We start from the raw sequence: 21,986 nt of genomic DNA on the forward strand, positions 1-21,986 counted from the left end.
TACACCCACATTCGACACCAATTTTTAAGGCCACCTTCGGGTGGCCTTTTTTATTGGGTAAAAATCATGACAAGGCTTAACAGGCTCTATGCCAGCAGCGGGCCGGAGGTGATCATTGAAACGCTGCAGATCACCGTTGGCTCAGATGTTCACTACCTGTGCCAGGGGTATGAGGATATTACGGCGACGACAGAGAGCGGCAATACCGTAACGTTTACCGCCTGCGCGATTGACATTGCGCTGCCGGCGCGCAACGCGGACGGTACGCAAGATTTGAAATTTGCCCTGTGCAATGTTGATGGTGTTGTGTCCACGACGATCCGCAATGCCCTGGCTAACAGGTTGTCTGCATCGCTGACATACCGCTGTTTTATCTCCACGGATTTAGCGGCCCCTGCGGAAGTGCCGTATACGCTGAAAATCAAGTCTGGTTACTGGACGGCGACAGAGGCGCAGATTACCGCGGGTTATATGAATATCCTTGATACAGCCTGGCCGCGATACCGCTACACGCTCCCTGTATTCCCCGGACTGCGTTATATCAGCTAAGGAATCCCAATGTTTAACCCTGATAAATACCGTTCAGTCACCTGGCTGAAGGGCGGGCGCGTATACCCGCAACTCGACTGTTTCGGCATTGTGAACGAGATACGCCGCGACCTGAATTTACCCGTCTGGCCCGATTTTGCAGGGGTCACCAAAGACGACGGCGGCCTCGACCGGGAAGCGCGCAGGATGATGCTTACCCTTGAGCGCTGCGAGCCCTGCGAAGGGGCTGGCGTGGCCTGCTATTCCGGGTCGACCGTCACCCATGTGGGGATCGTTGTCAGTATCGGTGGCCTGCTGCATGTGGCGGAATGTAATCCGGGAACGAACGTCACCTTCCTGCCGTTGCCGCGGTTTAAGCGCCGATTTGTCAAAGTGGAGTTCTGGCAATGACCATTCGTTTTTATCCGTCCCGGCTTCCCGGTGAACCTCTCGAAACGCATGAACATGGCGTAACCAGCCTTCGAAACTGGCTGGCGGTGAATGTTGAAGGTTACGAGGATCGGGATGTACCGCCGTTAACCATTGAGGTTGACGGTCTGTCCATTCCGCCAGGCGAGTGGGCTACTTGCGTGATCCACCCTGAAAGTGATGTCCGGCTTTATCCGGTGCCCTTCGGGCTGGAGGCCGCCACCATCGCGTGGATAGGTGTCGGCATCTCCGTTGCTGCAGCAGCTTATTCGCTGTTTATGATGAGCAGTATCGATACGGGGGGCTATACCTCATCCACAGGGCGGAGTCTCGACCTGAACCCGGCAAAGGCAAATACTGCAAAACTCGGTGATGCCATTCGTGAGGTGTTTGGTCGGGTGCGTATCTACCCTGATTATGTGGTGCAGCCGGTTACCCGGTTTGATGCCGCCGATCCTACGAAAATGCGCGTCCAGATGCTGCTGTGTCTCGGTGTCGGTGATCTGATTTATACCAATGGCGATATCCGGGTTGGCAGTACGCCAGCTTCAACGCTGCCGGGGTTCAGCAGCACCCATTACCCGCCAGGCGCTGACGTTTCCGGCGATGAGCGCAGCGAGAACTGGTTCAACTCGACAGAGGTCGGTGGAACATCAAGCGGAACAGGGCTGGACATGGCCCAGACCTCACCTGATTCCGACGATATTATCGCTGACAGCATGACGGTTTCTGGTGCATCCGTAACCTTTACAGGCCTTGATACGGATGATGGTGACGATGACGACGAGGACGATAATTCTCTTCCGGACAGCTGGGTAACGGGGGCCATAGTTGAAATTAAGGCGCCGACAAATTATCTGATCTCCACCTCTTCTGGTTACAGTGTTTTTGCCAGCTCGTTGCTTACCGAACTTGCCCCCGTAGCTGGTATGCCGGTGACGCTGAGTTTCAACAGTGTCGATTATGACCTCGTCATTGCGTCCTATACCCCAGGTCAGGAGGCGGTGCCTGGCGAGGGTGGCAGTGCAGCAAAAATTCAGGCCAGTGCCGCTCCTGTTACCTACGATTTTTCGACCAGTTCCAGTACGTTCATGATCACATGGCAGGGTACCACCTATACGGTGTCGCTGGTAGCGAACTATATCTCGATGTCGGGACTGCTGGCGGCTATTACCGAGGGGCTCACTGGCTCCGGCCTGGTCGCACGGGACAACGGCGGTACCGTACTAATAACCGAGGCGGCCAGTCCGTTCGTTGGTGGGGCAATCACATCCTCCTCACTGCCTGCAGCCGTTTTCGGTGATGCCCCGGTTTACACCTCCGGCACGGCATCAACCGGCGGCAGCCCGGCGGTAACGGCAAACGTGACGCTTGCGTATAACAGCACTACGGGAACCGCATTCTCGGGCATGCCTGAAGGTGTGCAACGGCTTTCCCTTGCTCACCGCGGGAATGAGTACCAGATCGTCTCTGCCGACGGCACAACGGCAACAGTGGCGCGCCTGGTTAATGGGTCCGTTGATGAGTCGTGGCCGGGATTCACCGCCAGGACGATGATCGACTATGAGGCCACTGGTCTTAACGACACGCTGAGCTGGCTGGGGCCGTTCCTGGTTTGCCCTGAAAATGAGACCGTCGATATGTTCGAGGTGAATTTCTCTTTCCCGAACGGTATTTGCGGCTTTGACAGTAAGGGCAAAAAACGGATTCGCCACGTTGAGTGGGAGATACAGTATCGCGTCTACGGTTCCGGATCGGGGTGGGTGAGTCACCAGGGCGAGTACGCGCTGAAAAACATCAACGGGTTAGGTTTCACTGAGCGGATCACCCTCAGTTCTCCGGGGCTGGTGGAAGTTCGCTGCCGTCGGCGCAATGAGCAGGGCTCAAACAACGCGCGAGACAGTATGTACTGGCAGGCACTGCGCGGGCGGCTGCTGACACGTCCTTCATCCTATCCCTATGTGTCGCTGATGGCGGTGACCGTTGAGACGGGCGGGAAGCTGGCGGCGCAGTCAGACCGCCGCGTAAACGTTGTGGCCACGCGGTCCTATGACTCAGGAACTGCCAGAACTATTTCGGGGGCGCTGCTGCATGTCGGTAACTCGCTGGGGCTGGAGATGGACGTCGATACCATCAACGCGCTGGAGGCCGCGTACTGGACGCCACGGGGCGAAAATTTCGATTTCGCCACCGGCGACAGTATCTCGGCGCTGGAAATGCTGCAGATGATAGCCAGTGCCGGGAAATCCCGCTTCCTGTTAAGCGATGGCCTTGCGACGGTCAACCGCGAGGGGATTAAGCCCTGGACGGGGATCATAACGCCGCATGAGATGGTGGAGGAGCTACAGAGCGGATTTACCGTGCCGTCCGACGATGATTTTGATGGTGTCGACGTGACGTACATCAACGGCGTCACCTGGGCAGAGGAGACTGTTAAATGCCGGACACCCGATAATCCCACGCCGGTGAAAATCGAGAACTACAAACTCGATGGGGTGCTCAATCAGGATCACGCCTACCAGATCGGCATGCGTCGCCTGATGAAGTATCTTCAGCAGCGGGTTACATACCAGACCACCACCGAGCTGGATGCGCTCTGCTACAACACTGGCGATCGCATCGTGCTCACGGATGATATTCCGGGGAACAACACGATTTCCTGTCTGGTGGAGGCGATGACAACGGCTGGTGGCGTGACAACCTTCACCGTTACGGAGCCGCTGGACTGGTCTTTCGAAAACCCCCGTGCGCTGATCCGCTATCAGGATGGTTCTGCATCCGGTCTGATGGTGGCGAGCAGAGTGGGGGATTATCAGTTGTCCGTTCCCCATCTGAGTGATTTTGATGACCCATTGAAGATTGACCAGACTTCACCAGCCATTGAGCCAGTCCGACTGGTGTTCTGCGGCTCAACGCGTCATGTCTATGACGCCATTGTTGAGGAGATTGCCCCACAATCAGACGGGACGTGTCAGGTTACCGCCAAAGAGTACCGCGCATCCTTCTACGACTACGACAACGCCAGTTATCCCGGCGACATTGCATAAAACAGAAATAACTCTCAACAACCCGCTTCGGCGGGTTTTTTTGTTATAGGGCGACTATGAGCACATATAAAACGAAAAATCCTTTAGGTTCCGCCGCCGTAAAGGACCTGTACGATAACGCTGAAAACGTGGATAAATTCGTTAACGACAGGACAAAAGAGGAGTTAGAGGACCGGTTAGGTGTGCTTCGCAAAACCTGGCACGGCATGGAGATGATCTTCAGCCGCTTTATCGACTACATCACTGGTCGCGGCGAGCAGGCAGTTGCAGCTATCGGCTGGCAGGAGCTTGGCAACTGGGCTGTTGGTCTGGCTGTAGATAATCGCCAGCAAATCGTCTACTACAATGGCTCCTGGTACAAATACCTTGGTGAGCTTGAGCACGTCATTGCCGGGGATTCTCCTGAGAACGATGGCGGTGTGTGGTCGGCTGCAAACCCCACGGGGAAATGGTCGAACATCGGTGACGCGGCCCTTCGCTCAAACCTGGGTTCAGGCGACGGTCTTAAGATGGTTGGTAGATGTGCGTCGCTGTCATCATTGCGACTTACTGAGCCAGCCGTTGACGGGCAGTGGATCGTTCTTGAAAAAGCCATTCCCGGTGGTCAAATCATTAACGAAATATTGACCTACGATGCGGCTGACACAGTCAGCCCTGACAATGGCTATTCTGTTTTTGTGACAGCCAACGGTCGACGCTGGAAAGCTGACCTGTCAAAAGGATATAACCCTTTATTCCTGTTAGGGGCGGTCGGATACGAAAGTATTTCCTCATGCATCAACAAAATCGCGTATGACCTGGCTGTTTTATGGGGAAACAAGAAAGGGGTTATTGATTACTGCACAACCATCCGAATCCCGGGCATGCCGCGTGGTGAGACGCGATATAATGTGACTGGGGCGATCCATATCCCTTCGTTCGTCACCTTAAAGATGGACGTTGACACATATTTTGATTATTACACTGTAACTAATACCGATGGGGTAGTAATTGATAACAGTTACTTCCCTATGTTACTTGATTCTGCGTATGATACATCATCTACAGCACGCCCAAGGTCTGTACTCCTGTGGGAAACTGAGAGAGATATTTTTACAGGTGGTAGGCTGATACTGACTCACCCTATCGGGTCAGCAAGAACGTCGAACGCGGGTATCAAGATAGGCAATACAGCTACGGGTTTTATTGACGTTCGCTGTTGCCGTGTCCGCAACTTTGAGTCAATTGGCTTTTACTACGGCATTAAAATTAACCCAATTGATAACTATATCAACACCTTCGACGGGTTCCATCTCGCAAGAAACAACTATGCTCTTGCTATCGTTGGGGATACCAAAAACAACTCTGGAGAGCGCTTTGTATTTAGAGATGGGTTGCTTTCTGACTCTGACTCTGACTTGATTTACGTAGAGAATAATGCATTTGAGTTATTCTTCCACGGATGTTCGCTGGATTATCCGACAGGCGACATGGTGAAAATAACTAAAAATGGTAATGCTCTTATTTCGTTTAACCAATGCCACATTGAAGGCGTGCAGGGTATGCTGGTTAACGTAACAGCGTCTACTACCTTCCCTAAATATGGTAAGAAAGTAGTATTTTCAAACTGTATGCTTGACCTTGGTTCTGGCCAGAATGGGGCTTCGGGATGGAATAAAACTTGGTTTTATTCATCGGTCATCAACACATATGTGCTGATTGAAAAATCGTGCCGTGTATGGTGTACAACAGCAACAATGAACCAGACTAAAACCGCTTATCAGTCACTTATAGTGTCTGGGCAGCCAGCTAACAACTCCATTGTTTTGGATTTCCAACAGAATATAGAAGACCTTCTTGATGCATCAACGGTTCTGCTTGGTAAGTTCGTCCCAACAGGGGAGGATAAGCGAGTAATAAGTACCAACCGTTTCAGCGGAACAGCTGGCGACGCATACACTGGTGCTGTGTCAGCTGCTGATTCATATGGTTGGTATCGTGTTAACGGGACGTGGACATATAGCCCAGCAGACACTAATGATGGCGACGGTTTGCAATCTATTACCCTTACATCGGATAGTGAAAGCAATGTGTATTACATAATGTGTGCTTTGCCATACCATGTTCTTTCGCATGAAAAGTTCAGGGCATTAGGGGCGATAAAGGTCGGCTCGGGGTACACGGGTGCCGTAAATGTATCCTGTGGCGTGGAAGTCCGTAGTATTTTCACAATGAACAGTGCCGCTGTATCTGAAAATACTCTGGCAACAAACTACAGTGCCGCTGTAGATGTTGCAGCTTTGGCAGCATCAAACGGAAGAATTGATAAGTTTCAGGGATTTTGTACCCAAGCTGTGCAGGCAGGCTCGTTTTATAATCAAGCACACCCGATGAGCCATGTGCGTGTTGGGCTGCGTATTGCTGGGTTTACCGGGACAATTTCTTTAAAATTACCAACTGTAACCAGTCACCGACTGCTGGGGAGCTGATGAGATGACTCAATATTACATTTACCAGATGGAAGCGGAAGGTGTTTACAGCGTTTCTACTGATAACAAGGGAACACCCTTGGCACAGTTTGAGTCCAGTGAATCTAATCAGGCTGCTGTACTTCAGGCAGCTGACCAGTGTATGGCACTAACTGGGCAATTGGGGACTGATATTCAAATCACCTATATTTTTGACATTTAGCCAATCCCGCCAGTTATAAGCTGGCGGTTTTTTATTCTGCGTTGAGTGAATCTTTTAGAGACAGCCCCGCTTCTTCTATCGGGCTTCCTGTTCCTGAATAGGCAAAGGAGTGATAGTAAACCCCGGTAATACTGGCTCCATCAACTTCCACATCAAAAATCACCTGAGCATTATTTTCCGCATCCAGACTGACTACCTGCCGGGCATAAAATGTCACCAGTTTTTCAATAGTGGTAACTTCTGATTCTGCACCATACTCCGGATAGGACGAAATACACTTAATACTTTTCGTTACTGTGAATGACATATTAATAGTCCTCGATTAACTAATAGCGGTTATTGTAACTTTACCCCAACCGTATCCGGCTATGTATCGATATAAAATCATGTTCGCTGAATCGAATACCTCCGCCCCCGGGTATCCTGGCGATGTTCTTGATGTAGGGATTGAGGTAATATCCGTGTGACGGTTTGCCATTCCACCCACATCCAGAATAATGCACTGGGTAGTGTTTAGCGCAAACACCTTGATGGCATTTGGTAATGTCATTACAAACGACTTCTGGTCAGGGCATACCATATTTGTGCCATGCGTAAATGATACGTTTGATGCCGACAGCAGTATATTCACCTCTTTACCAACCATTTGCGAGGGAGCAGGGGAGAGTCGGTGGCCGTCGCCGGGTAATGACTGAAGATGTGGTGGAGCAGTGCCGCAGAATGCTGGAGAACGGCGCTACCCGGCAGCAGGTAGCCGATGTGATAGGGGTGGGGGTGAAGACGATCTACAAATACTTTCCTGCTGCCGTCCGCGATCAAGGATTCCTGCCCTTCCCGTGATATGTAACATTTGAGATAATAAGTACTTTCAGTTTTGAAAACAGTTTGGTTTGTTCGTGAACGGTAAGAAAACAATAAGTTTTGAACAATTTTTAACTATTAACAGCAATCTTGTTTCCATCTCAGATACATGGGCTGACTTGTGGGCGTTAATTTTTCACACGGGTTTAAGCGCTGGAAGGCTGCTGAGTATTCGATATGATGATATTGATGGTGACTTGATACTGATACGAAAACAGGGTCACCTGAAGGAGCTACGTGTTAAATCAACCCCTCCAGTGGAGGCGATGATTGCTCGTAGAAGAGAACGCTATCCAGAAGATGTTTTTTTATTTCAGAGCCATTCTAACCGTGTGAAGTACCAACGCCGGCCGGTCACTATAATTGCTTTCAACGCCGCTTTACGTCGCGCCGCTAGATCATTACCAGACGTTAACGTAAGCAGTAGTAGCGCGAGAAACATACCGGACTAAGCGCCCGTCCAGTAGCGTGTGGCCGATGTGACAGGCGTGGGAGTGAAGACGATTTACAAATTTTTGCCAGTACAATACGGCGATAAAAAATCCCCTTGAGCAGGCACACTCAAGGGGAAAATACTACATAACATCATTGCTGTGTGCGTCTTTGCGCTCATCTATCTTCCAAGAAGATGCCTAAAGCTTCCAGATATTTCTGGTCTGAGCAGTTAAAACATTGGGTCGGTAGCCGATGTAATAGGAGGGGGTGAAGACGATTTATAAATATTTCCCTGCTCAATGTTGCCAGTCGAATTGAGGCATCAATGCGTTACGTCAGCGCTGATCATTGATAGCCACTGCCAATATTGATCTGCTGCACACATGCATTTACTGTATTTATATACAGTAAGTTTGACAGGGGGAAGTATGCCGCGTTTATACGAAATCGAGACGGCCTGCCGTAAGGCAATAGATATCCTGCCTAACGGAAAGCGCATCCTCACCACCAGGCGATTTCTGCAGGAACTGGAGAGATATAACTGGCACTGGTCGCCACGGCAGGCTAACCAGTGGATAGAGCACTATGTGACGACATTCCGGGATGTCTCAACGCAGGAAGGTGACGATCGCACGTTCCAGCTTTACAACCCGAATGGAGGGCTGTAATCGTGGGATTTCCATCGCCAGCATCAGACTATGTGGAGGGGCGGTTAACCGTCGATAAGCTATGCAGCATCGGCCCTAATACTCGGGTTGTAGTAACAGAAACAGGCTATGCCGTTGTGGATTTCTCCGTTAAACCAAAACAAGGAGACACCGTTTTAATTCAATACACCGGCGGTACGGATTTTGCGAAAGTTATGGGGAAGGCGTTTATTACTCGTGATGGTGAGGCGCTGGAAGGTGAAGCACTCGACGACGTCGTAGTGTTAGGAATAGTGACATTCGTTATTAACCGGATATGGAAGGATGATGATGATTATCCAGTAATATGAAAAGTGGTGCACCTAAATTTCATCCTTACCCCTGGATGAAAAGCCTATAAAAACATGCTGGTAAAGTAGCGCCATTCGATACTGGAAAGGCGCTCGCAACTTCTTTCAGAGGCGAAAGTATTCCCAGCCAATCATTAAGGGCTAATGTCGAAAATTTCATGAGAAAATGAAGTTTTGAAGGTGGCTAACTTATTGAAAAGGTTGTGTGTGAAATTTGAGGTATTTTCTCAAAAAAATCGGTAAATATCTGTTTTTAAAGAAAAGCAGTCCGGTCTCGAAAACCGGAGTAGGGGCAACTCTACCGGGGGTTCAAATCCCCCTCTCTCCGCCACTATTCTTTCTCTGACCATTCCCCTTCAATAATACCGTTAGCTTCAGGTATAACGCCTGCGCTGGGGTATCGCCATCATCATCGTCCTGGTTTCAGCGTAAAGACGCGGTACTTTGCCTTGTCCTTGTGTGGTCTTACCGCCGCAATTTGCCCGAACGAGCTTAAACGCATCATAAAGAGGGAAGGTACGCCTGGAAAGCGGCAATGTCGAAAAGAGTGATCTCAACGGAGCGGGAACAAGAAAAAGCCCGCTGAGCGCGGGCTTAGATGGGGATCAGAACTGGTAAACCAGACCGAGGGCCACGATATCATCGGTCGAGATACCGTTGTTGCTGTAGAAGCGGTCGTCCTCATCCAGCAGGTTGATTTTGTAATCCACATAGGTGGACATATTTTTATTGAAGTGGTAGGTCATGCCGATGTCGACATACTTGACCAGATCCTTGTCGCCGAAGCGAGAAGAGGAGTAGAGATCTTTACCCTTTGATTGCAGATAGGCCACAGACGGACGCAGCGGTAAATTATACTCATCGAACTGGTACTGGGCGACGACTTCAAAGTTCTGCGTCTTGTTGGCAATAGCGCCGTTGCCGTAGAAGGTCATGTTGCGGGTCTCCGCATACATGGCGGCCAGATAGATGTTGTTGGCGTCATATTTGGCGCCGACGGTCCAGGCGTCGGCTTTATCACCGTTGGCATAAATATGGCTGCTACGTGCTGCCGCCAGCTGGTTATGGGTACGGTCGGAAGATGAGTAGGCGGCCCCGAAGCTGATGCCCATATCGAGATCGTAGTAGCTGGAGATACCAAACCCGTCGCCATTTTCCCGCGCCAGTTTACGAGCACCACCGTTGTTAGTGCCTTCGCCAGAACCGGCGTTTTCATTATTACCCTGATACTGCAGGGCGAAATGCAGGCCGTCGACGAGGCCGAAGAAATCGCTGTTACGGTAGGTGGCCACCCCGTTGGTGCGGCCGGTCATGTAGACGTCGGTCTGGGTGTAGGTATCGCCGCCGAATTCTGGCAGCATATCAGTCCAGGATTCGATGTCGTACACCACGCCGTAATTACGGCCATAGTCCAGTGAGCCATAGTCAGCAAACTTCAGACCGGCGAAGGCCAGACGGGTCCAGGAATTCGCTCCTTCATTTTCGCTGGTATTGGCCTTGATATTGTATTCCCACTGACCGTAGCCGGTTGACTCGGAAGCGATCTGCGTTTCGCCTTTGATGCCAAAGCGTGCATAGGTCTGATCGCCGTCCTCTGAAGTGTCGTCTGAGAAATAGTGCAGGCCGGCGACTTTCCCGTAAAGGTCCAGTTTGTTGCCGTTGTTGTTATAGATTTCCGCGGCATTAACGGCATTGGCCATTAATAATGCCGGAACCATGAGAGCCAGTACTTTTCTTTTCATTATATATTCCCTTTTAATAATAATTTCTGTGAATTATGACAATCCCTCCGGAATGACTATCAGATACTAACGACCAGGTTCATTTTTATTTAAAATAAAATATGTAAATAAATAATGTAAGATATTGCAAAATATTTCCAAATGGTTCGTTATATTAAATTTAAATGAATATGCTTTTATTATTATTTTGTTATATAGCAATGAGTTATGTTGTTTTGTTGCGGAATCGGTTAACCAAATGAAATTATTTTTATTAATTTACGGCGAGGGGGGTTATTCAGCATTTAAATATAATTTATGAGACAAACTCGCCGGGTGAGATAAGTACAATACGCGGCATGGTTGATGTCGTTAATGTTTAATCCTGTGGGTAAGTAATAAAGAACAAACCCTTGGGTATCCATTGGCAGCATAAGAGATAAGTAGGTGCAGAAGACAAGGATGAAACTGCTGCCTGTGGCGCAGGTTGGCGGTATAATGTGATGCGTGTCACGTTTTGGGTGGCAGTAGTATGATTTGTCACGGAGAAGAATGAGATGGAAGAGCAGGCAAAACGCAGCCCGGGCGGCAAACTCGCGCTCTGGGCGTTGTATGCCTTTTGCGGATATTGTGTCTGGGTCATTGTGCGTTACTGGTGGGTGGTAGGGAAAATTCACAGCGTTCCCGGCGCCAGCGCGGAGGGCGACTTTGGCACAATGGCAGGGAAATGGCTTGGCGCCCTGTTGGGGATGCTGGTGCTCGCCGGCATTGGCGCGATCCTAGGTGCTGTCGTCTGGTATACACGGCCCGCCAGAAGCAGGCGGGATCATCGGTCGTAAAGTTGCTATGCTCGAGGCTGACCTTCAGATAAGGAACGCCTATGAACCTGGTAGACTGGCAGCAACGATTTGAGCACTGGATACTGACGCACCACGCCCAGGAGGATGCGGCGCACGATCTGTCCCATTTTCGTCGCGTCTGGGCCACCGCCACCCGGCTGGCCGCCGGGGAGGTGGAAGTCGACAGGCTGGTGCTTCTCACGGCCTGCTATTTTCATGACATTGTCAGTCTGCCTAAAAATCATCCGGAGCGAAGCCGCTCTTCGATGATGGCTGCCGAGAAAACCCTGGCGATTTTGCAGTCGTCGTTTACCGATTTTCCCGCAGACCGCTATGCGGCGGTCTGCCATGCTATTGAGGCGCACAGCTTTAGCGCGGCGATCCCGCCGCGCACGCTGGAGGCGAAAATCGTCCAGGACGCCGACCGTCTCGAGTCGCTTGGGGCGATTGGCCTGGCGCGGGTCTTCGCCGTCGCCGGCGCCCTAAACACCATTCTGTTTGATGCCGACGATCCTTTCGCCGACCGGCGAGCGCTGGATGACAGAAAATATGCCCTCGACCATTTCCAGTGCAAACTCCTGCGCCTGCCGGAAACCATGCAGACCGCCGCAGGAAGGGCTATGGCGCAGCATAATGCGCGCTTCCTCGTCGAGTTTATGGCCAAGATCAGCGCGGAGCTGAAGGGGGAGCCTATGGCGCTGGATGAGGCGGTTTTACGCCGCTTTGCACCGCAGCCGTCAACCGACCAGTGATTTATGGTACTCTCTGCAAAAATCGTCCGCGCTGGTTGAGGATATGCCACAAAAGTTAATCAAGGAAAACAGGTCGTTGTCATTGACGCAGCAGGCCGGTGAAGAGGCTCAGGCGCTGCTGAGTCAGCTGATGACGATCTACGATGTGAAAACGCTGGTCGCCGAGCTGGTGAGCGTCGGGGAGCAGCACTGGAGCGCGGCGATCCTCAAGCGCGTGGCGGCCCTCGGCCGCGCGGCGGGGCGTTTGCGTCCGCAGGAGGTCGCTCATCTGGCGACGCTGCTGCCGTCGCCGCCGGCCCATCATCCGCACTATGGGTTCCGCTTTGTCGATCTGTTTGCCGGTATCGGCGGGATCCGCAGCGGTTTTGAAGCCATCGGCGGGCAGTGCGTCTTTACCAGCGAGTGGAATAAGCATGCGGTGCGCACCTATAAGGCCAACTGGTATTGCGATCCGCAGCAACACCGTTTCAATGAAGATATCCGCGATATCACCCTCAGCCATCGCCCCGACGTTAGCGATGACGAGGCGGCGCAGCATATCCGCGAGACTATCCCGCAGCATGATGTGCTGCTGGCCGGCTTTCCCTGCCAGCCTTTCTCACTCGCCGGCGTATCGAAAAAAAATGCCATGGGTCGCGCCCACGGCTTTGCCTGCGAAACCCAGGGGACGCTGTTTTTTGATGTGGTGAGAATTATCGCCGCCCGTCAGCCGGCGATCTTTGTGCTGGAGAATGTTAAAAATCTCAAAAGTCACGATCAGGGACGCACCTTCCGCATCATCATGCAGACACTGGATGAGCTGGGGTATGAGGTCGCTGACGCCGGGCATAGCGGGCCGGACGATCCGAAAGTGATCGACGGGCGCCATTTCTTACCACAGCACCGGGAGCGCATCGTGCTGGTAGGCTTCCGTCGCGATCTGCACCTGCACGAAGGGTTTACGCTGCGCGATATCGCGGCGCTTTACCCGGCGGTTCGGCCAACGTTTGGCGAGCTGCTGGAGCCGACGGTGGATGCCAAATTTATCCTCACGCCGGTACTGTGGAAATATCTTTATCGCTATGCGCGCAAGCATCAGGCGCGGGGCAATGGCTTTGGTTATGGCCTGGTGGACCCCGCCAATCCCCACAGCGTGGCCCGGACGCTCTCCGCCCGCTACTATAAAGATGGCGCCGAAATTCTCGTCGATCGCGGCTGGGACCGGCCGCTGGGCGAGACGCATTTTGACGATCCGCAGAATCAACAGCGGCGTCCTCGTCGGCTGACGCCGCGGGAGTGCGCCCGATTGATGGGCTTCGAATCGCCTCAGGGGGCGCGTTTCCGCATCCCGGTGTCGGATACCCAGGCCTATCGTCAGTTCGGCAACTCGGTAGTGGTTCCGGTCTTCGCCGCGGTGGCGAAGCTCCTGGCCCCGCGCATCGCTCAGGCGGTGGCGCGTCGCGAAGCGGATGATAACGATGGCGGATGTTCACGATAAAGCCACACGCAGTAAAAATATGCGGGCTATCGCCACGCGCGATACGGCGATCGAAAAGCGGATAGCGGCGCTGTTGACTCAGGCGGGATTCACCTTTATTGCTCAGGATCGCGAGCTGCCGGGGCGCCCCGATTTCGCTTTACCCGACTACCGTTGCGTCATTTTTACCCACGGCTGTTTCTGGCACCACCATGACTGTTACCTGTTTAAGGTGCCGGCCACCCGGACGGCGTTCTGGCTGGACAAGATCGCCGGCAACGTAGCGCGCGATGCCCGTGACCGGCAAAAGCTGGCCGAGCAGGGCTGGCGGGTGCTTATCGTCTGGGAGTGCGCCCTGCGCGGTCGCCTGAAGCTGAATGACGAGGCGCTCACCGAGCGTCTGGAAGAGTGGATCTGCGGCGCCGGACACGACGCGCAGATCGACACCCAGGGGATCCGCGAACTGGCGCTTATTTCGACGCCTTACAAGGGGTAGCTTCGCTGCGAACCGGGAAGAGATATTTGCCCAGCGTCACCAGCACGACGGCGAAAATAATCACCGCCAGCGCCAGCCACTCGATCAGTGACAGGCTTTCGCCACCGAATCCGGTGCCAAGGAGAACCGCTACCACCGGGTTGACATAGGCGTAGCTGGTGGCCACCGCCGGGGTGACATTGCGGATCAAAAACATGTAGGCGTTGATGGCAATCAGCGAGCCAAAGATAGCCAGGTAGGCTACGGCGGCGATCCCGGACCACGACGGAACGCGGGTTAAGGTTTCACCGCTCAGCCATGAGGCGGCCAGCAGGACGATCCCGGCGGCGAGCATCTCGATTGCCCCCGCCATCATGCCGGTCGGCAGCACGATCCGCGAGCCGTAAACCGAGCCGAAGGCCCAGCTCAGGGAGCCAATCAGAATCAGCAGTGCGCCCCAGGGGTTGCCGTTCAGGTTGCCCCCGCTGTTAAGCATCACAATACCCGCGAGGCCAATGGCAATCCCCAGCCACTCCAGCTTCCGAGTGGCGATGCCGAAAAAGCGGCTGAAGCACAGGGTGAACAGCGGAACGGTGGCGACCATCACCGCGGCGATCCCGGAGGGAACGTGCTGATGTTCGGCCAGGGTGACAAAGCCGTTGCCGACGGCCAGCAGCAAAACCCCGATCAGCGCGGCATTAAGCAACGGCCTGCGGGCCGGCAGTTTATGGCCGGTGGCCAACAGCCATCCCAGCAGCAGCACGCCGGCAGAGAGAAAGCGAATTCCGGCCATCATCAGCGGCGGCCAGCTGGCGACGCCGACGGCGATGGCGAAATAGGTAGAGCCCCAAATGATATACAGCGCAAACAGCGCCCCGATAAGCGGTAACAGCTGACGGGTAGACATACTTCCTCACGACGGTGCAGAGATAGAAAGGGGACATATAGTAAACGTGAAAACTATCCTGCTGGCGAGCGCTTAATTTGCGCCAGGTTGTTAAATTTATATTGACTAATTGTACCTTGGGCAGCGGCCGTTTTTTAACGCATACTCGAGGGAGACATTGATGAAAAGAGAAGGAAAATCATTTTGGCAGGAAGTAGTCTTTTAACATTACTTGATGATATCGCCACGCTGCTGGACGATATCTCCATGATGGGCAAGCTGGCGGCGAAAAAAACGGCGGGGGTGCTGGGCGACGATCTTTCCCTGAATGCCCAACAGGTGACCGGCGTGCGGGCAAATCGTGAGCTGCCCGTGGTCTGGGGCGTGGCGAAAGGGTCGTTCGTCAATAAAATCATCCTCGTGCCGCTGGCCCTGCTGATCAGCGCCTTTATTCCCTGGGCGATCACGCCGCTGCTGATGGTGGGTGGCGCGTTTCTCTGTTTTGAAGGGGTGGAGAAGGTGCTCCACAGTCTGGAAGCGCGTAAGCACAAGGAGGACCCAGCGCAACGGCAGCAGCGTCTTCAGGCGTTGGCGGATCGTGACCCGCTGGCCTTTGAGCGTGACAAAGTAAAAGGCGCGATTCGCACCGACTTTATTTTGTCCGCGGAAATTGTCGCCATCACCCTCGGCATTGTCGCGGAAGCGCCGCTGCTGAATCAGATCCTCATTCTCTCAGGGATCGCGATTCTGGTCACCGTCGGGGTCTATGGCCTGGTGGGGGTGATCGTCAAGCTGGATGACATGGGTTACTGGCTGGCGGAGAAACGCAGTACGCTGGCGCAGTGGCTGGGCAAAGGGTTATTGGCCGTGGCTCCCTGGCTGATGAAACTGCTCTCTGTCGTCGGGACGCTGGCCATGTTCCTCGTTGGCGGCGGGATTGTGGTCCACGGTATTGCGCCGCTGCACCATGCCATTGAGCACTGGAGCGCGGGCCTGGGCGGCATGTTGGCCGCCTTGCTGCCGATGGTGGTCAATCTGGTGCTGGGTTTTATCATCGGTGCGGTGGTACTGGCCGGCGTCAAGGCGGTGAGCCGCCTGCGTGGCGCTGTGAAGTAGTCAGGTGCGGCGCAGCGTATTGGCGCCGCGTGGTCTACGCTAAAAAGCGCGTCCGGTATCGACAGAAACCGCGTGCGCTGACGACGTCAGGTTTGCGCAACGTACTACGAGAGAAAGATGGATAAGCCACTGCGGTTGAAGTTGAAAAAGCGCTACTTCCTGACTCGCCCGGCACATGTGGTTAACGTTTGTTTTATCGTGGTGCTATTTTTCTCCACGCTGCTGATCTGGCGTGAAATCAACGTCCTGGAAGAGGCCTACGTGGCGAACCAGCGCAATAATCTGGCTAACGTCGCGCATGAAATGGATGGGCTGCTGCAGTTTAACATCGACAGGATGATGTTTTTTCGCCACGGTATGCAGTCCGCACTTGAACGCCCCCTCGACGTCGATGTGTTGCACGAGGCCAGCCAGCGCTATCTGAACCAGCGCCATCAGGAGATTTGGCGGGTGGCGCTCCCGAACCGCCGGACGCTGCCGGTGTTTGGCGTCTCGGAGAGCGTCGTCAGGGAGCACCCGCTGCTCTTGCCGGACGATCCGCTGGTGGTCAATGAACTGATGGCGACGCTGGAGCTGGGTTATCTGTTAAATCTGACGCAGCATGACCGCGATTTTGCCGAGCGGATGCAATATATCTCCCGCAGCGGCTTTTTCACCTCGACCCTGCCGCTGCGCGATGAATCGCAGGTGAAGACGAACTATTCGCGCGCTATCAGCGCCCTCTGGTTTACCCGGCAGACCCAGCGGAACAATCCGTACCGCGGCGTTATCTGGCAAACCTTTCCTGACGATGACCCGCAGCTGGAAGAGCAGGTGGTTACCGCCTCGATACCGCTGGATTTTGCCGGTTACTGGCGCGGCGTGCTGGCGATGGATTTCTCAGTCAGCGAAATAAAAGCATTTTTAATCAGCGCGATGAAGGGCGGGCAGGAGGGGGAATACCAGCTTTATGACAGCCATCTTAGCCTGCTGGCCTCCTCTGCGCCGGGGAATGTCCTGACGCTGCTGTCGCCGCGCGAGCAGGAACTGCTCAGCCGCGCGTTTGCCCATGATAACCAGGGCGGCCTGCGTCTGCTGACGCGCTATATCAGTTGGGCCAAACTACGGAATTTTGACGGCGTGCGGCTGCGGATCCACACCCTGCGGGAAGGCGTACGCGGCAACTTTGGTACCATCACCATCGCCCTGACCCTGATGTGGATCCTCTTCACCTTGATGCTGCTGCTCTCCTGGCTGGTGATCCGCCGTATGGTCCGCAATATGAGCGTCCTCCAGACCTCTCTGGAGTGGCAGGCCTGGCACGATGCCTTAACCCGCCTGCTCAATCGCGGGGCGCTGTTTGAAAAGGCGATGGCGGTCGCCAGCGCCTGCCAGCGCAGCGGACTACCGCTGGCGGTGATCCAGCTCGATCTGGATCACTTTAAGAGCATTAACGATCGCTATGGTCATCAGGCGGGTGACAGGGTGCTGTCGATGGTGGCCAGTACCCTTGCCGGCACTGTTCGGGAAGGCGATTTGCTGGGCCGCGTGGGGGGAGAGGAGTTTTGTGTCGTGCTGCCGAATACCACGCTGCAGGAAGCGGCGGCGATAGCGGAGCGGCTACGCCTGCGTATTCATGGCCGGGAGGTCTTTTTGCATAACAACGTGACGCTGCGGGTCAGCGCGTCGTTAGGGGTAAGCGCCAGCGAAGAGCAGGGAGAGTATCACTTTGAAGCGCTGCAGTCGGTCGCCGATGGTCGACTGTATCTGGCCAAGCAGAATGGCCGCAACCAAGTCTGTTATCGCAGCGAAGCGTGAGTAAAACGTTTCGCTCGCGCCAGCGGATTTGAGATTTATCTTAAAGTAATGTCTGGCGATCGTACTATCGGATGAAACCGGTTTGCGGCTAAGCCTTCTCGCATCAGCCTTGCAGCCCTTTCTGCTGCGAAGCGCCGACTTTCTCAATATTTTGCGTCATGAATATCTCTTGTCATGCAAAATAATTGAGGATAATGTTTCAACGCATCGGATTTCCCGGTGTAACGAATTTTCAAGTGCTTCTTGCATTAGCAAGTTTGATCCCGACTCCTGCGAGTCGGGATTTTTTTCGCCCATCGCTAGCGGTTGGCTTCACTGGCGCTGAAATCATGAATATCGAGTTCAAATGCCTCCGCCAGTTCGCGCCAGGTATGCGCCCCGCGGCCATCGATACTGGCGCGCTGAGGGTCATCGAGGATGCGGTGGACTTCGCTTTCGCTGATCTCATTAATCGCCGCCAGTAGAGCATCAACGTTGACATCAACGTCGTTCCCGGTCTGGTCTGTCAATCGGTTCTTCATCATTATCATTACCCCCCTCGCTGAGCGTCGCTCAAGCCTTTTTAAGTATAGTCGGTCTAAAAAAGCGCCAGTCACCGGCCGCGACGCTGCGAGCGGCGTGGTTTTGTTCTACACTGGCTGAAAATAGAGAGGAGATGGATTATGCAGGTGAACGATCGTGTCACGGTGAAGACCGACGGTGGCCCACGTCGATCGGGCGTAGTGCTGGCAATTGAGTCGTTTAGCGAAGGGACGATGTATCTGGTTTCGCTGGAAGACTATCCCCTGGGGATCTGGTTTTTCAATGAAATAGGGCACCCGGATGGGATCTTCGTGGAAAAAGAAATCTCGTAAAACCGAACTGGCGGGACCACCGCCAGTTTGTTTCAGCGTAGATTCACCTGAATACCACTGGTAATGTTTTCGGTCAGCCGAACGATGTGGTAAATCACCTGCTTATTATGCGTCTGTATTTTCTTTTTAATATTACCTTTGTGCGATGATACCGTTTTCGCTTTGATGTTCATTTGCGTTGAAATTTGCGAAGTACCATGCCCGGCCATCCACATTTGCAGCATATTTGATTCTGTTTTGCTTAGCGACAACGTCGGTAAATTCAACTGCCCCAGGCTCGTGTTCTTGTATTTAAGATAATTAACCAGAATGACATCAAGGTCTTTTGGGGTGATCGATTTTGAACTGATTAGCAGATTCTTACGTACCCGCAGATAGCGGTCAAAATGGATGTTCGCCAGCGACATAAAAATCACAAACAGCGTCGCCGGATTTTGCGTGATGATCTGGCGAATAATGTTATTACTTTCATCATCATGCACAAAGCAATCTTCATTCAGAAACACCACCGCCGGGCAACATGACGCACAGTGCCTGTGCAGATCCTCAGCGCAGTTGACCTCAACGATTTCCTGTTTTTTAATTCCCCGACTGGTCAGATATCCCGTAAGTCCCAACCGGGTATAACTGCACAAATCCATAATCATCGTTGACATGACCCATCCTCAATCAACACGTAACGATATACACTTCGCACTGGCTGTGCGAAGCAGTCCTTGCGGGCGGTAATAATAGTAGGTTTAAGAAAGAACCCATTAGTTCCATTAAACTATTCCGCATCTCTGCATATAATTTGCCAGGAAAACTCTTAAAGTAAAGTCGAGAACCGGTAGTGTGAGCGAATTAAAAACAAAAAGTGCCCGTGGCTGCTATGGTTAGGCGCCAAAGATTCTTTTACTTTCAGAATTTCCTTATTTCATATGAAGGTCACGATGCCTGGCCCTGTTTTACCCGGCTTCTCCGCCCGCGGCGGGGGTGGAAGGCTTAACGCTTTAATGCCACAATACTTTTTTATCAGCTTGTGGGATGAATGATGAAACAGTTAGTTTTTGCTGGCATGGTGGTGGCGCTCGCCGGATGCGTGCAGGTTGATCGTTACGAAGACGTTGTTAAAGCCCCAGCGCCGGCAGGCCTGGAAGGCTACTGGCAGACGAAAGGGCCGCAGAGTGAGATGATGAGTCCGGACGCCATCGCCAGCCTGATCGTCACCAAAGATGGGGACACCTTCGACTGCCGCCAGTGGCAGCGCGTGATCGCCCAGCCGGGGAAACTGATGAACCGCGATAGCGATATCTACAACGTGACCGCTTCCCTGGATATCTACCCGATCGAGCACGAGGGCAACACCCTTTCCTACGATCGTATGACGTTGACCCGCGTTGAACGTCTCACCCCGGAGTGCGAGAAAGCATGGGCGAAAGCGCGTGCCACCGCTCCAGTCAGCGCGCCGACCACCGCGCACTAAGATTCCGGCGGGCCACCGCTGGCCCGTCCGGCGTCAGATGACTACAGCACCGCCTCCAGCACCCACACGCTGACGCTTCCTCCGTTACAGGTAAAGGTGGCGCAGCCTTCGCCGTCGGTTTCGACAATCTCTTCCCGATTGCCCAGGAAATCCCGCCAGCGTTTGTTGCCATAATTCTCGCCCAGCGTCAGGGTCTTTTCTCCCTCATCACCATTGGACATCACCACCACGCAGCCGGGATCCTCGTCCGTGCCGCTGCGGCTGAAGGCAATGCAGTTGGGGTGATCGAACCAGAGAGTCTGCACGCCGTGGGCAAAACGCTGACGGGCGTCGATCAGCTCGTGGAGTTGTTCGATAACGGGCATTTCTATGGCGTAGGTTTGTCCGTCGCCGCCGGTATCCTCATAGGAGGCGCCGAAGAGATCGGCATAGAAGACCGAAGGTACGCCATTTTCACGCAACAGGATCAGCGCATAGGCCAGCGGTTTAAACCATGGCTCAACCGGCGCCTCGAGCGCCTGCAGCGGCTGGGTATCATGGTTGGTGACCAGGGTGACGGCATGGAAGGGGTCGGCTTCCACCAGCGTCCCGCTGAAAATCTGGCTCATGTCGTAATCGCGCCCCTGGCGTGACGCTTCATGAAATTTCATCTGCAGCGGGGCGTCAAACAGCATCGTCTTGCCCTCGACCAGATCGATATACTGCTGGAGCTTTTCCACTTCATGGGACCAGTATTCCGCAACAATAAACAGCGGCTGCGGGGCTACCTCCTGAACATGCTCGATCCACGCTTTGTAAAACCATGCGGGGATATGCTTCACAGCGTCAAGACGAAAACCGTCGCAACCGGTTTGCTCCATCACCCAGCGCGCCCAGTATTTGATCTCTTCGGTGACGGCGTGATTACGAAAATCGATATTGGCGCCCATCAGGTAGTCGAAGTTGCCAAGCTCGTCATCGACCTGTTCATTCCAGCCTTCGCCGGTGTAGTCGTTGACGATTTTAAATACACCGTCTTCCGTCGGATTCTCGATGTGGTCAATGCCGCTAAAGCACTTGTAGTCCCAGACAAACTGCGAATACTGCCCGGCGCGCACCGGGAAGGTATAGCGAGTCCATGCCTCGCACTCTATGATCGTCTCGTCAATTTGCGTGCGATCCTGCTCATCGACGCGCTGCACGCGCAGGGCCTCTTTTTCATCGGCGCCCATTTTATGGTTCACCACCACGTCCAGCAGCACGGCGATGTCGTGCTCCTTCAGGGCGTTGATCGCCGCCAGCAGCTGGGTCTTATCGCCATATTTGGTGGCGACAGAGCCCTTTTGATCAAACTCGCCGAGGTCGAAGAGATCGTAGGTGTCATAGCCGACGGAATAGCCGCCCGAGGCGCCTTTGTAGGCGGGGGGCAACCAGACCATATTGATGCCGATTTCGTTAAGACTGGGGGCCAGCGCTTCGACTTCACGCCACAGTTCGCCGCCGGCGGGGTAGTACCAGTGAAAACATTGCAACAAGGTGGGGTTTTTCATCTTCCATGCTCCAGACGTCAACAGGCTGACCTTTGCAGTATGGGAGATATCCCGCAAAACGGGTGAGGAAAGCCCTGAATTTCGCTATACCCTAAAGCGGATCATATATAATAAATTTGCATAAGATGT

The 21,986-nt window shown here is 53.5% G+C and carries 22 protein-coding genes and 1 pseudogene; 17 read left to right on the forward strand and 6 right to left on the reverse strand.

Annotated features, from left to right (window positions below):
- Positions 1 to 66: 66 nt before the first annotated feature.
- Genes ABLU50_RS24710 through ABLU50_RS24730 form a run of 5 tightly spaced genes read left to right on the forward strand, consistent with a single transcriptional unit; the run spans position 67 to position 6,674 of the window.
- Positions 67 to 549, forward strand: a complete 483-nt coding sequence (locus ABLU50_RS24710; RefSeq protein ID WP_024623174.1) for a DUF1833 family protein — start codon at positions 67 to 69, stop codon at positions 547 to 549.
- A gap of 9 nt (positions 550 to 558) precedes the next feature.
- Complete coding sequence (locus ABLU50_RS24715) at positions 559 to 939, forward strand: hypothetical protein (RefSeq protein ID WP_017880229.1); 381 nt, start codon at positions 559 to 561, stop codon at positions 937 to 939.
- Entirely contained in the window at positions 936 to 4,004 is a 3,069-nt protein-coding gene (locus tag ABLU50_RS24720) for a host specificity factor TipJ family phage tail protein (RefSeq protein ID WP_087832150.1), read from the forward strand. Before ABLU50_RS24715 ends, ABLU50_RS24720 begins: the two co-directional genes overlap by 4 nt.
- Before the next feature lie 56 nt (positions 4,005 to 4,060).
- Positions 4,061 to 6,472, forward strand: a complete 2,412-nt coding sequence (locus ABLU50_RS24725; protein WP_348864948.1) for a hypothetical protein — start codon at positions 4,061 to 4,063, stop codon at positions 6,470 to 6,472.
- Positions 6,473 to 6,476: 4 nt separating this feature from the next.
- Positions 6,477 to 6,674, forward strand: coding sequence for a hypothetical protein (locus tag ABLU50_RS24730; RefSeq protein ID WP_087832151.1), 198 nt, complete (start codon positions 6,477 to 6,479; stop codon positions 6,672 to 6,674).
- Positions 6,675 to 6,705: 31 nt separating this feature from the next.
- Here the strand turns inward: ABLU50_RS24730 and ABLU50_RS24735 are convergent, their stop codons facing one another.
- A complete protein-coding gene (locus ABLU50_RS24735) occupies positions 6,706 to 6,981 on the reverse strand; it encodes a hypothetical protein (protein WP_087832152.1) in 276 nt (91 codons plus the stop codon).
- Between the two features lie 341 nt (positions 6,982 to 7,322).
- Here ABLU50_RS24735 and ABLU50_RS24740 point away from each other — a divergent pair.
- From ABLU50_RS24740 to ABLU50_RS24755, 4 genes and pseudogenes are all read left to right on the forward strand, one after another.
- Positions 7,323 to 7,514, forward strand: a pseudogene (locus ABLU50_RS24740) (helix-turn-helix domain-containing protein); the annotation flags it as partial.
- A gap of 50 nt (positions 7,515 to 7,564) precedes the next feature.
- Positions 7,565 to 7,987: a hypothetical protein gene (locus ABLU50_RS24745; protein ID WP_032409522.1), complete on the forward strand. Its 423-nt coding sequence runs from the start codon at positions 7,565 to 7,567 to the stop codon at positions 7,985 to 7,987.
- Positions 7,988 to 8,398: 411 nt separating this feature from the next.
- Positions 8,399 to 8,638: a hypothetical protein gene (locus tag ABLU50_RS24750; protein ID WP_004216505.1), complete on the forward strand. Its 240-nt coding sequence runs from the start codon at positions 8,399 to 8,401 to the stop codon at positions 8,636 to 8,638.
- Positions 8,639 to 8,640: 2 nt separating this feature from the next.
- Entirely contained in the window at positions 8,641 to 8,967 is a 327-nt protein-coding gene (locus ABLU50_RS24755; RefSeq protein ID WP_032418752.1) for a hypothetical protein, read from the forward strand.
- 605 nt (positions 8,968 to 9,572) lie between these two features.
- On the opposite strand, the gene ompC is transcribed toward ABLU50_RS24755, so the two are convergent.
- The gene (gene ompC, locus ABLU50_RS24760; RefSeq protein ID WP_087832153.1) at positions 9,573 to 10,709 is read right to left on the reverse strand and encodes a porin OmpC; all 1,137 of its coding nucleotides are present in this window, start codon (positions 10,707 to 10,709) and stop codon (positions 9,573 to 9,575) included.
- A gap of 536 nt (positions 10,710 to 11,245) precedes the next feature.
- Between ompC and drpB the strand changes: the two genes are divergently transcribed.
- The 4 genes from drpB to ABLU50_RS24780 all read left to right on the forward strand — a co-directional run bounded on the left by drpB (position 11,246) and on the right by ABLU50_RS24780 (position 14,231).
- Positions 11,246 to 11,527: a cell division protein DrpB gene (gene drpB, locus ABLU50_RS24765; RefSeq protein WP_004203489.1), complete on the forward strand. Its 282-nt coding sequence runs from the start codon at positions 11,246 to 11,248 to the stop codon at positions 11,525 to 11,527.
- A 41-nt stretch (positions 11,528 to 11,568) separates the two neighbouring features.
- Positions 11,569 to 12,279 carry a phosphohydrolase gene (locus tag ABLU50_RS24770; protein ID WP_060656086.1) on the forward strand — a complete coding sequence of 237 codons (711 nt, stop codon included), beginning with the start codon at positions 11,569 to 11,571 and terminating at the stop codon, positions 12,277 to 12,279.
- A 76-nt stretch (positions 12,280 to 12,355) separates the two neighbouring features.
- Positions 12,356 to 13,756: a DNA cytosine methyltransferase gene (locus ABLU50_RS24775; RefSeq protein WP_176391509.1), complete on the forward strand. Its 1,401-nt coding sequence runs from the start codon at positions 12,356 to 12,358 to the stop codon at positions 13,754 to 13,756.
- On the forward strand, positions 13,737 to 14,231 hold the full coding sequence (locus ABLU50_RS24780) for a very short patch repair endonuclease (protein WP_087832155.1): 495 nt from the start codon (positions 13,737 to 13,739) through the stop codon (positions 14,229 to 14,231). Before ABLU50_RS24775 ends, ABLU50_RS24780 begins: the two co-directional genes overlap by 20 nt.
- Here the strand turns inward: ABLU50_RS24780 and yedA are convergent.
- Positions 14,206 to 15,117, reverse strand: a complete 912-nt coding sequence (gene yedA / locus ABLU50_RS24785; RefSeq protein ID WP_004203484.1) for a drug/metabolite exporter YedA — start codon at positions 15,115 to 15,117, stop codon at positions 14,206 to 14,208. The genes ABLU50_RS24780 and yedA overlap by 26 nt on opposite strands.
- A gap of 183 nt (positions 15,118 to 15,300) precedes the next feature.
- On the opposite strand from yedA, the gene ABLU50_RS24790 reads away from it, so the two are divergent.
- Both ABLU50_RS24790 and dgcQ read left to right on the forward strand, forming a co-directional pair.
- Complete coding sequence (locus tag ABLU50_RS24790) at positions 15,301 to 16,212, forward strand: DUF808 domain-containing protein (RefSeq protein ID WP_087832156.1); 912 nt, start codon at positions 15,301 to 15,303, stop codon at positions 16,210 to 16,212.
- A gap of 117 nt (positions 16,213 to 16,329) precedes the next feature.
- Positions 16,330 to 18,009, forward strand: a complete 1,680-nt coding sequence (gene dgcQ, locus ABLU50_RS24795; RefSeq protein WP_348864949.1) for a cellulose biosynthesis regulator diguanylate cyclase DgcQ — start codon at positions 16,330 to 16,332, stop codon at positions 18,007 to 18,009.
- A gap of 299 nt (positions 18,010 to 18,308) precedes the next feature.
- Here dgcQ and yodD read toward each other — a convergent pair whose 3' ends face one another.
- Positions 18,309 to 18,530, reverse strand: a complete 222-nt coding sequence (gene yodD / locus ABLU50_RS24800) for a YodD family peroxide/acid resistance protein (protein WP_004203478.1) — start codon at positions 18,528 to 18,530, stop codon at positions 18,309 to 18,311.
- A 141-nt stretch (positions 18,531 to 18,671) separates the two neighbouring features.
- Here yodD and dsrB point away from each other — a divergent pair, with 141 nt between their 5' ends.
- Positions 18,672 to 18,863 (forward strand): protein DsrB, encoded by a 192-nt coding sequence (gene dsrB, locus ABLU50_RS24805; protein ID WP_004203477.1) that lies wholly within the window; start codon positions 18,672 to 18,674, stop codon positions 18,861 to 18,863.
- Positions 18,864 to 18,895: 32 nt separating this feature from the next.
- Here the strand turns inward: dsrB and rcsA are convergent, their stop codons facing one another.
- Positions 18,896 to 19,519, reverse strand: a complete 624-nt coding sequence (gene rcsA / locus ABLU50_RS24810; protein WP_004203475.1) for a transcriptional regulator RcsA — start codon at positions 19,517 to 19,519, stop codon at positions 18,896 to 18,898.
- Positions 19,520 to 19,893: 374 nt separating this feature from the next.
- On the opposite strand from rcsA, the gene yedD reads away from it, so the two are divergent.
- Positions 19,894 to 20,328, forward strand: coding sequence for a lipoprotein YedD (gene yedD, locus ABLU50_RS24815; protein WP_176391510.1), 435 nt, complete (start codon positions 19,894 to 19,896; stop codon positions 20,326 to 20,328).
- A 41-nt stretch (positions 20,329 to 20,369) separates the two neighbouring features.
- Here yedD and amyA read toward each other — a convergent pair whose 3' ends face one another.
- Positions 20,370 to 21,857 (reverse strand): alpha-amylase, encoded by a 1,488-nt coding sequence (gene amyA / locus ABLU50_RS24820; protein ID WP_004203469.1) that lies wholly within the window; start codon positions 21,855 to 21,857, stop codon positions 20,370 to 20,372.
- Positions 21,858 to 21,986: the final 129 nt, after the last annotated feature.

The organism is Klebsiella sp. GG_Kp173, assembly GCF_040062415.1.
In the GTDB taxonomy this organism is placed as follows: Bacteria; Pseudomonadota; Gammaproteobacteria; order Enterobacterales; family Enterobacteriaceae; genus Klebsiella; species Klebsiella quasipneumoniae.

Bases quoted from the DNA above. Each gene is read 5' to 3' on its own strand.
- ABLU50_RS24710 (WP_024623174.1), top strand. From the start codon at position 67: ATGACAAGGCTTAACAGGCTCTATGCCAGCAGCGGGCCGGAGGTGATC.
- ABLU50_RS24715 (WP_017880229.1), top strand. From the start codon at position 559: ATGTTTAACCCTGATAAATACCGTTCAGTCACCTGGCTGAAGGGCGGG.
- ABLU50_RS24720 (WP_087832150.1), top strand. From the start codon at position 936: ATGACCATTCGTTTTTATCCGTCCCGGCTTCCCGGTGAACCTCTCGAA.
- ABLU50_RS24725 (WP_348864948.1), top strand. From the start codon at position 4,061: ATGAGCACATATAAAACGAAAAATCCTTTAGGTTCCGCCGCCGTAAAG.
- ABLU50_RS24730 (WP_087832151.1), top strand. From the start codon at position 6,477: ATGACTCAATATTACATTTACCAGATGGAAGCGGAAGGTGTTTACAGC.
- ABLU50_RS24735 (WP_087832152.1), bottom strand. From the start codon at position 6,981: ATGTCATTCACAGTAACGAAAAGTATTAAGTGTATTTCGTCCTATCCG.
- ABLU50_RS24750 (WP_004216505.1), top strand. From the start codon at position 8,399: ATGCCGCGTTTATACGAAATCGAGACGGCCTGCCGTAAGGCAATAGAT.
- ompC (WP_087832153.1), bottom strand. From the start codon at position 10,709: ATGAAAAGAAAAGTACTGGCTCTCATGGTTCCGGCATTATTAATGGCC.
- drpB (WP_004203489.1), top strand. From the start codon at position 11,246: ATGGAAGAGCAGGCAAAACGCAGCCCGGGCGGCAAACTCGCGCTCTGG.
- ABLU50_RS24770 (WP_060656086.1), top strand. From the start codon at position 11,569: ATGAACCTGGTAGACTGGCAGCAACGATTTGAGCACTGGATACTGACG.
- ABLU50_RS24780 (WP_087832155.1), top strand. From the start codon at position 13,737: ATGGCGGATGTTCACGATAAAGCCACACGCAGTAAAAATATGCGGGCT.
- yedA (WP_004203484.1), bottom strand. From the start codon at position 15,117: ATGTCTACCCGTCAGCTGTTACCGCTTATCGGGGCGCTGTTTGCGCTG.
- dgcQ (WP_348864949.1), top strand. From the start codon at position 16,330: ATGGATAAGCCACTGCGGTTGAAGTTGAAAAAGCGCTACTTCCTGACT.
- yodD (WP_004203478.1), bottom strand. From the start codon at position 18,530: ATGAAGAACCGATTGACAGACCAGACCGGGAACGACGTTGATGTCAAC.
- dsrB (WP_004203477.1), top strand. From the start codon at position 18,672: ATGCAGGTGAACGATCGTGTCACGGTGAAGACCGACGGTGGCCCACGT.
- rcsA (WP_004203475.1), bottom strand. From the start codon at position 19,519: ATGTCAACGATGATTATGGATTTGTGCAGTTATACCCGGTTGGGACTT.
- yedD (WP_176391510.1), top strand. From the start codon at position 19,894: ATGATGAAACAGTTAGTTTTTGCTGGCATGGTGGTGGCGCTCGCCGGA.
- amyA (WP_004203469.1), bottom strand. From the start codon at position 21,857: ATGAAAAACCCCACCTTGTTGCAATGTTTTCACTGGTACTACCCCGCC.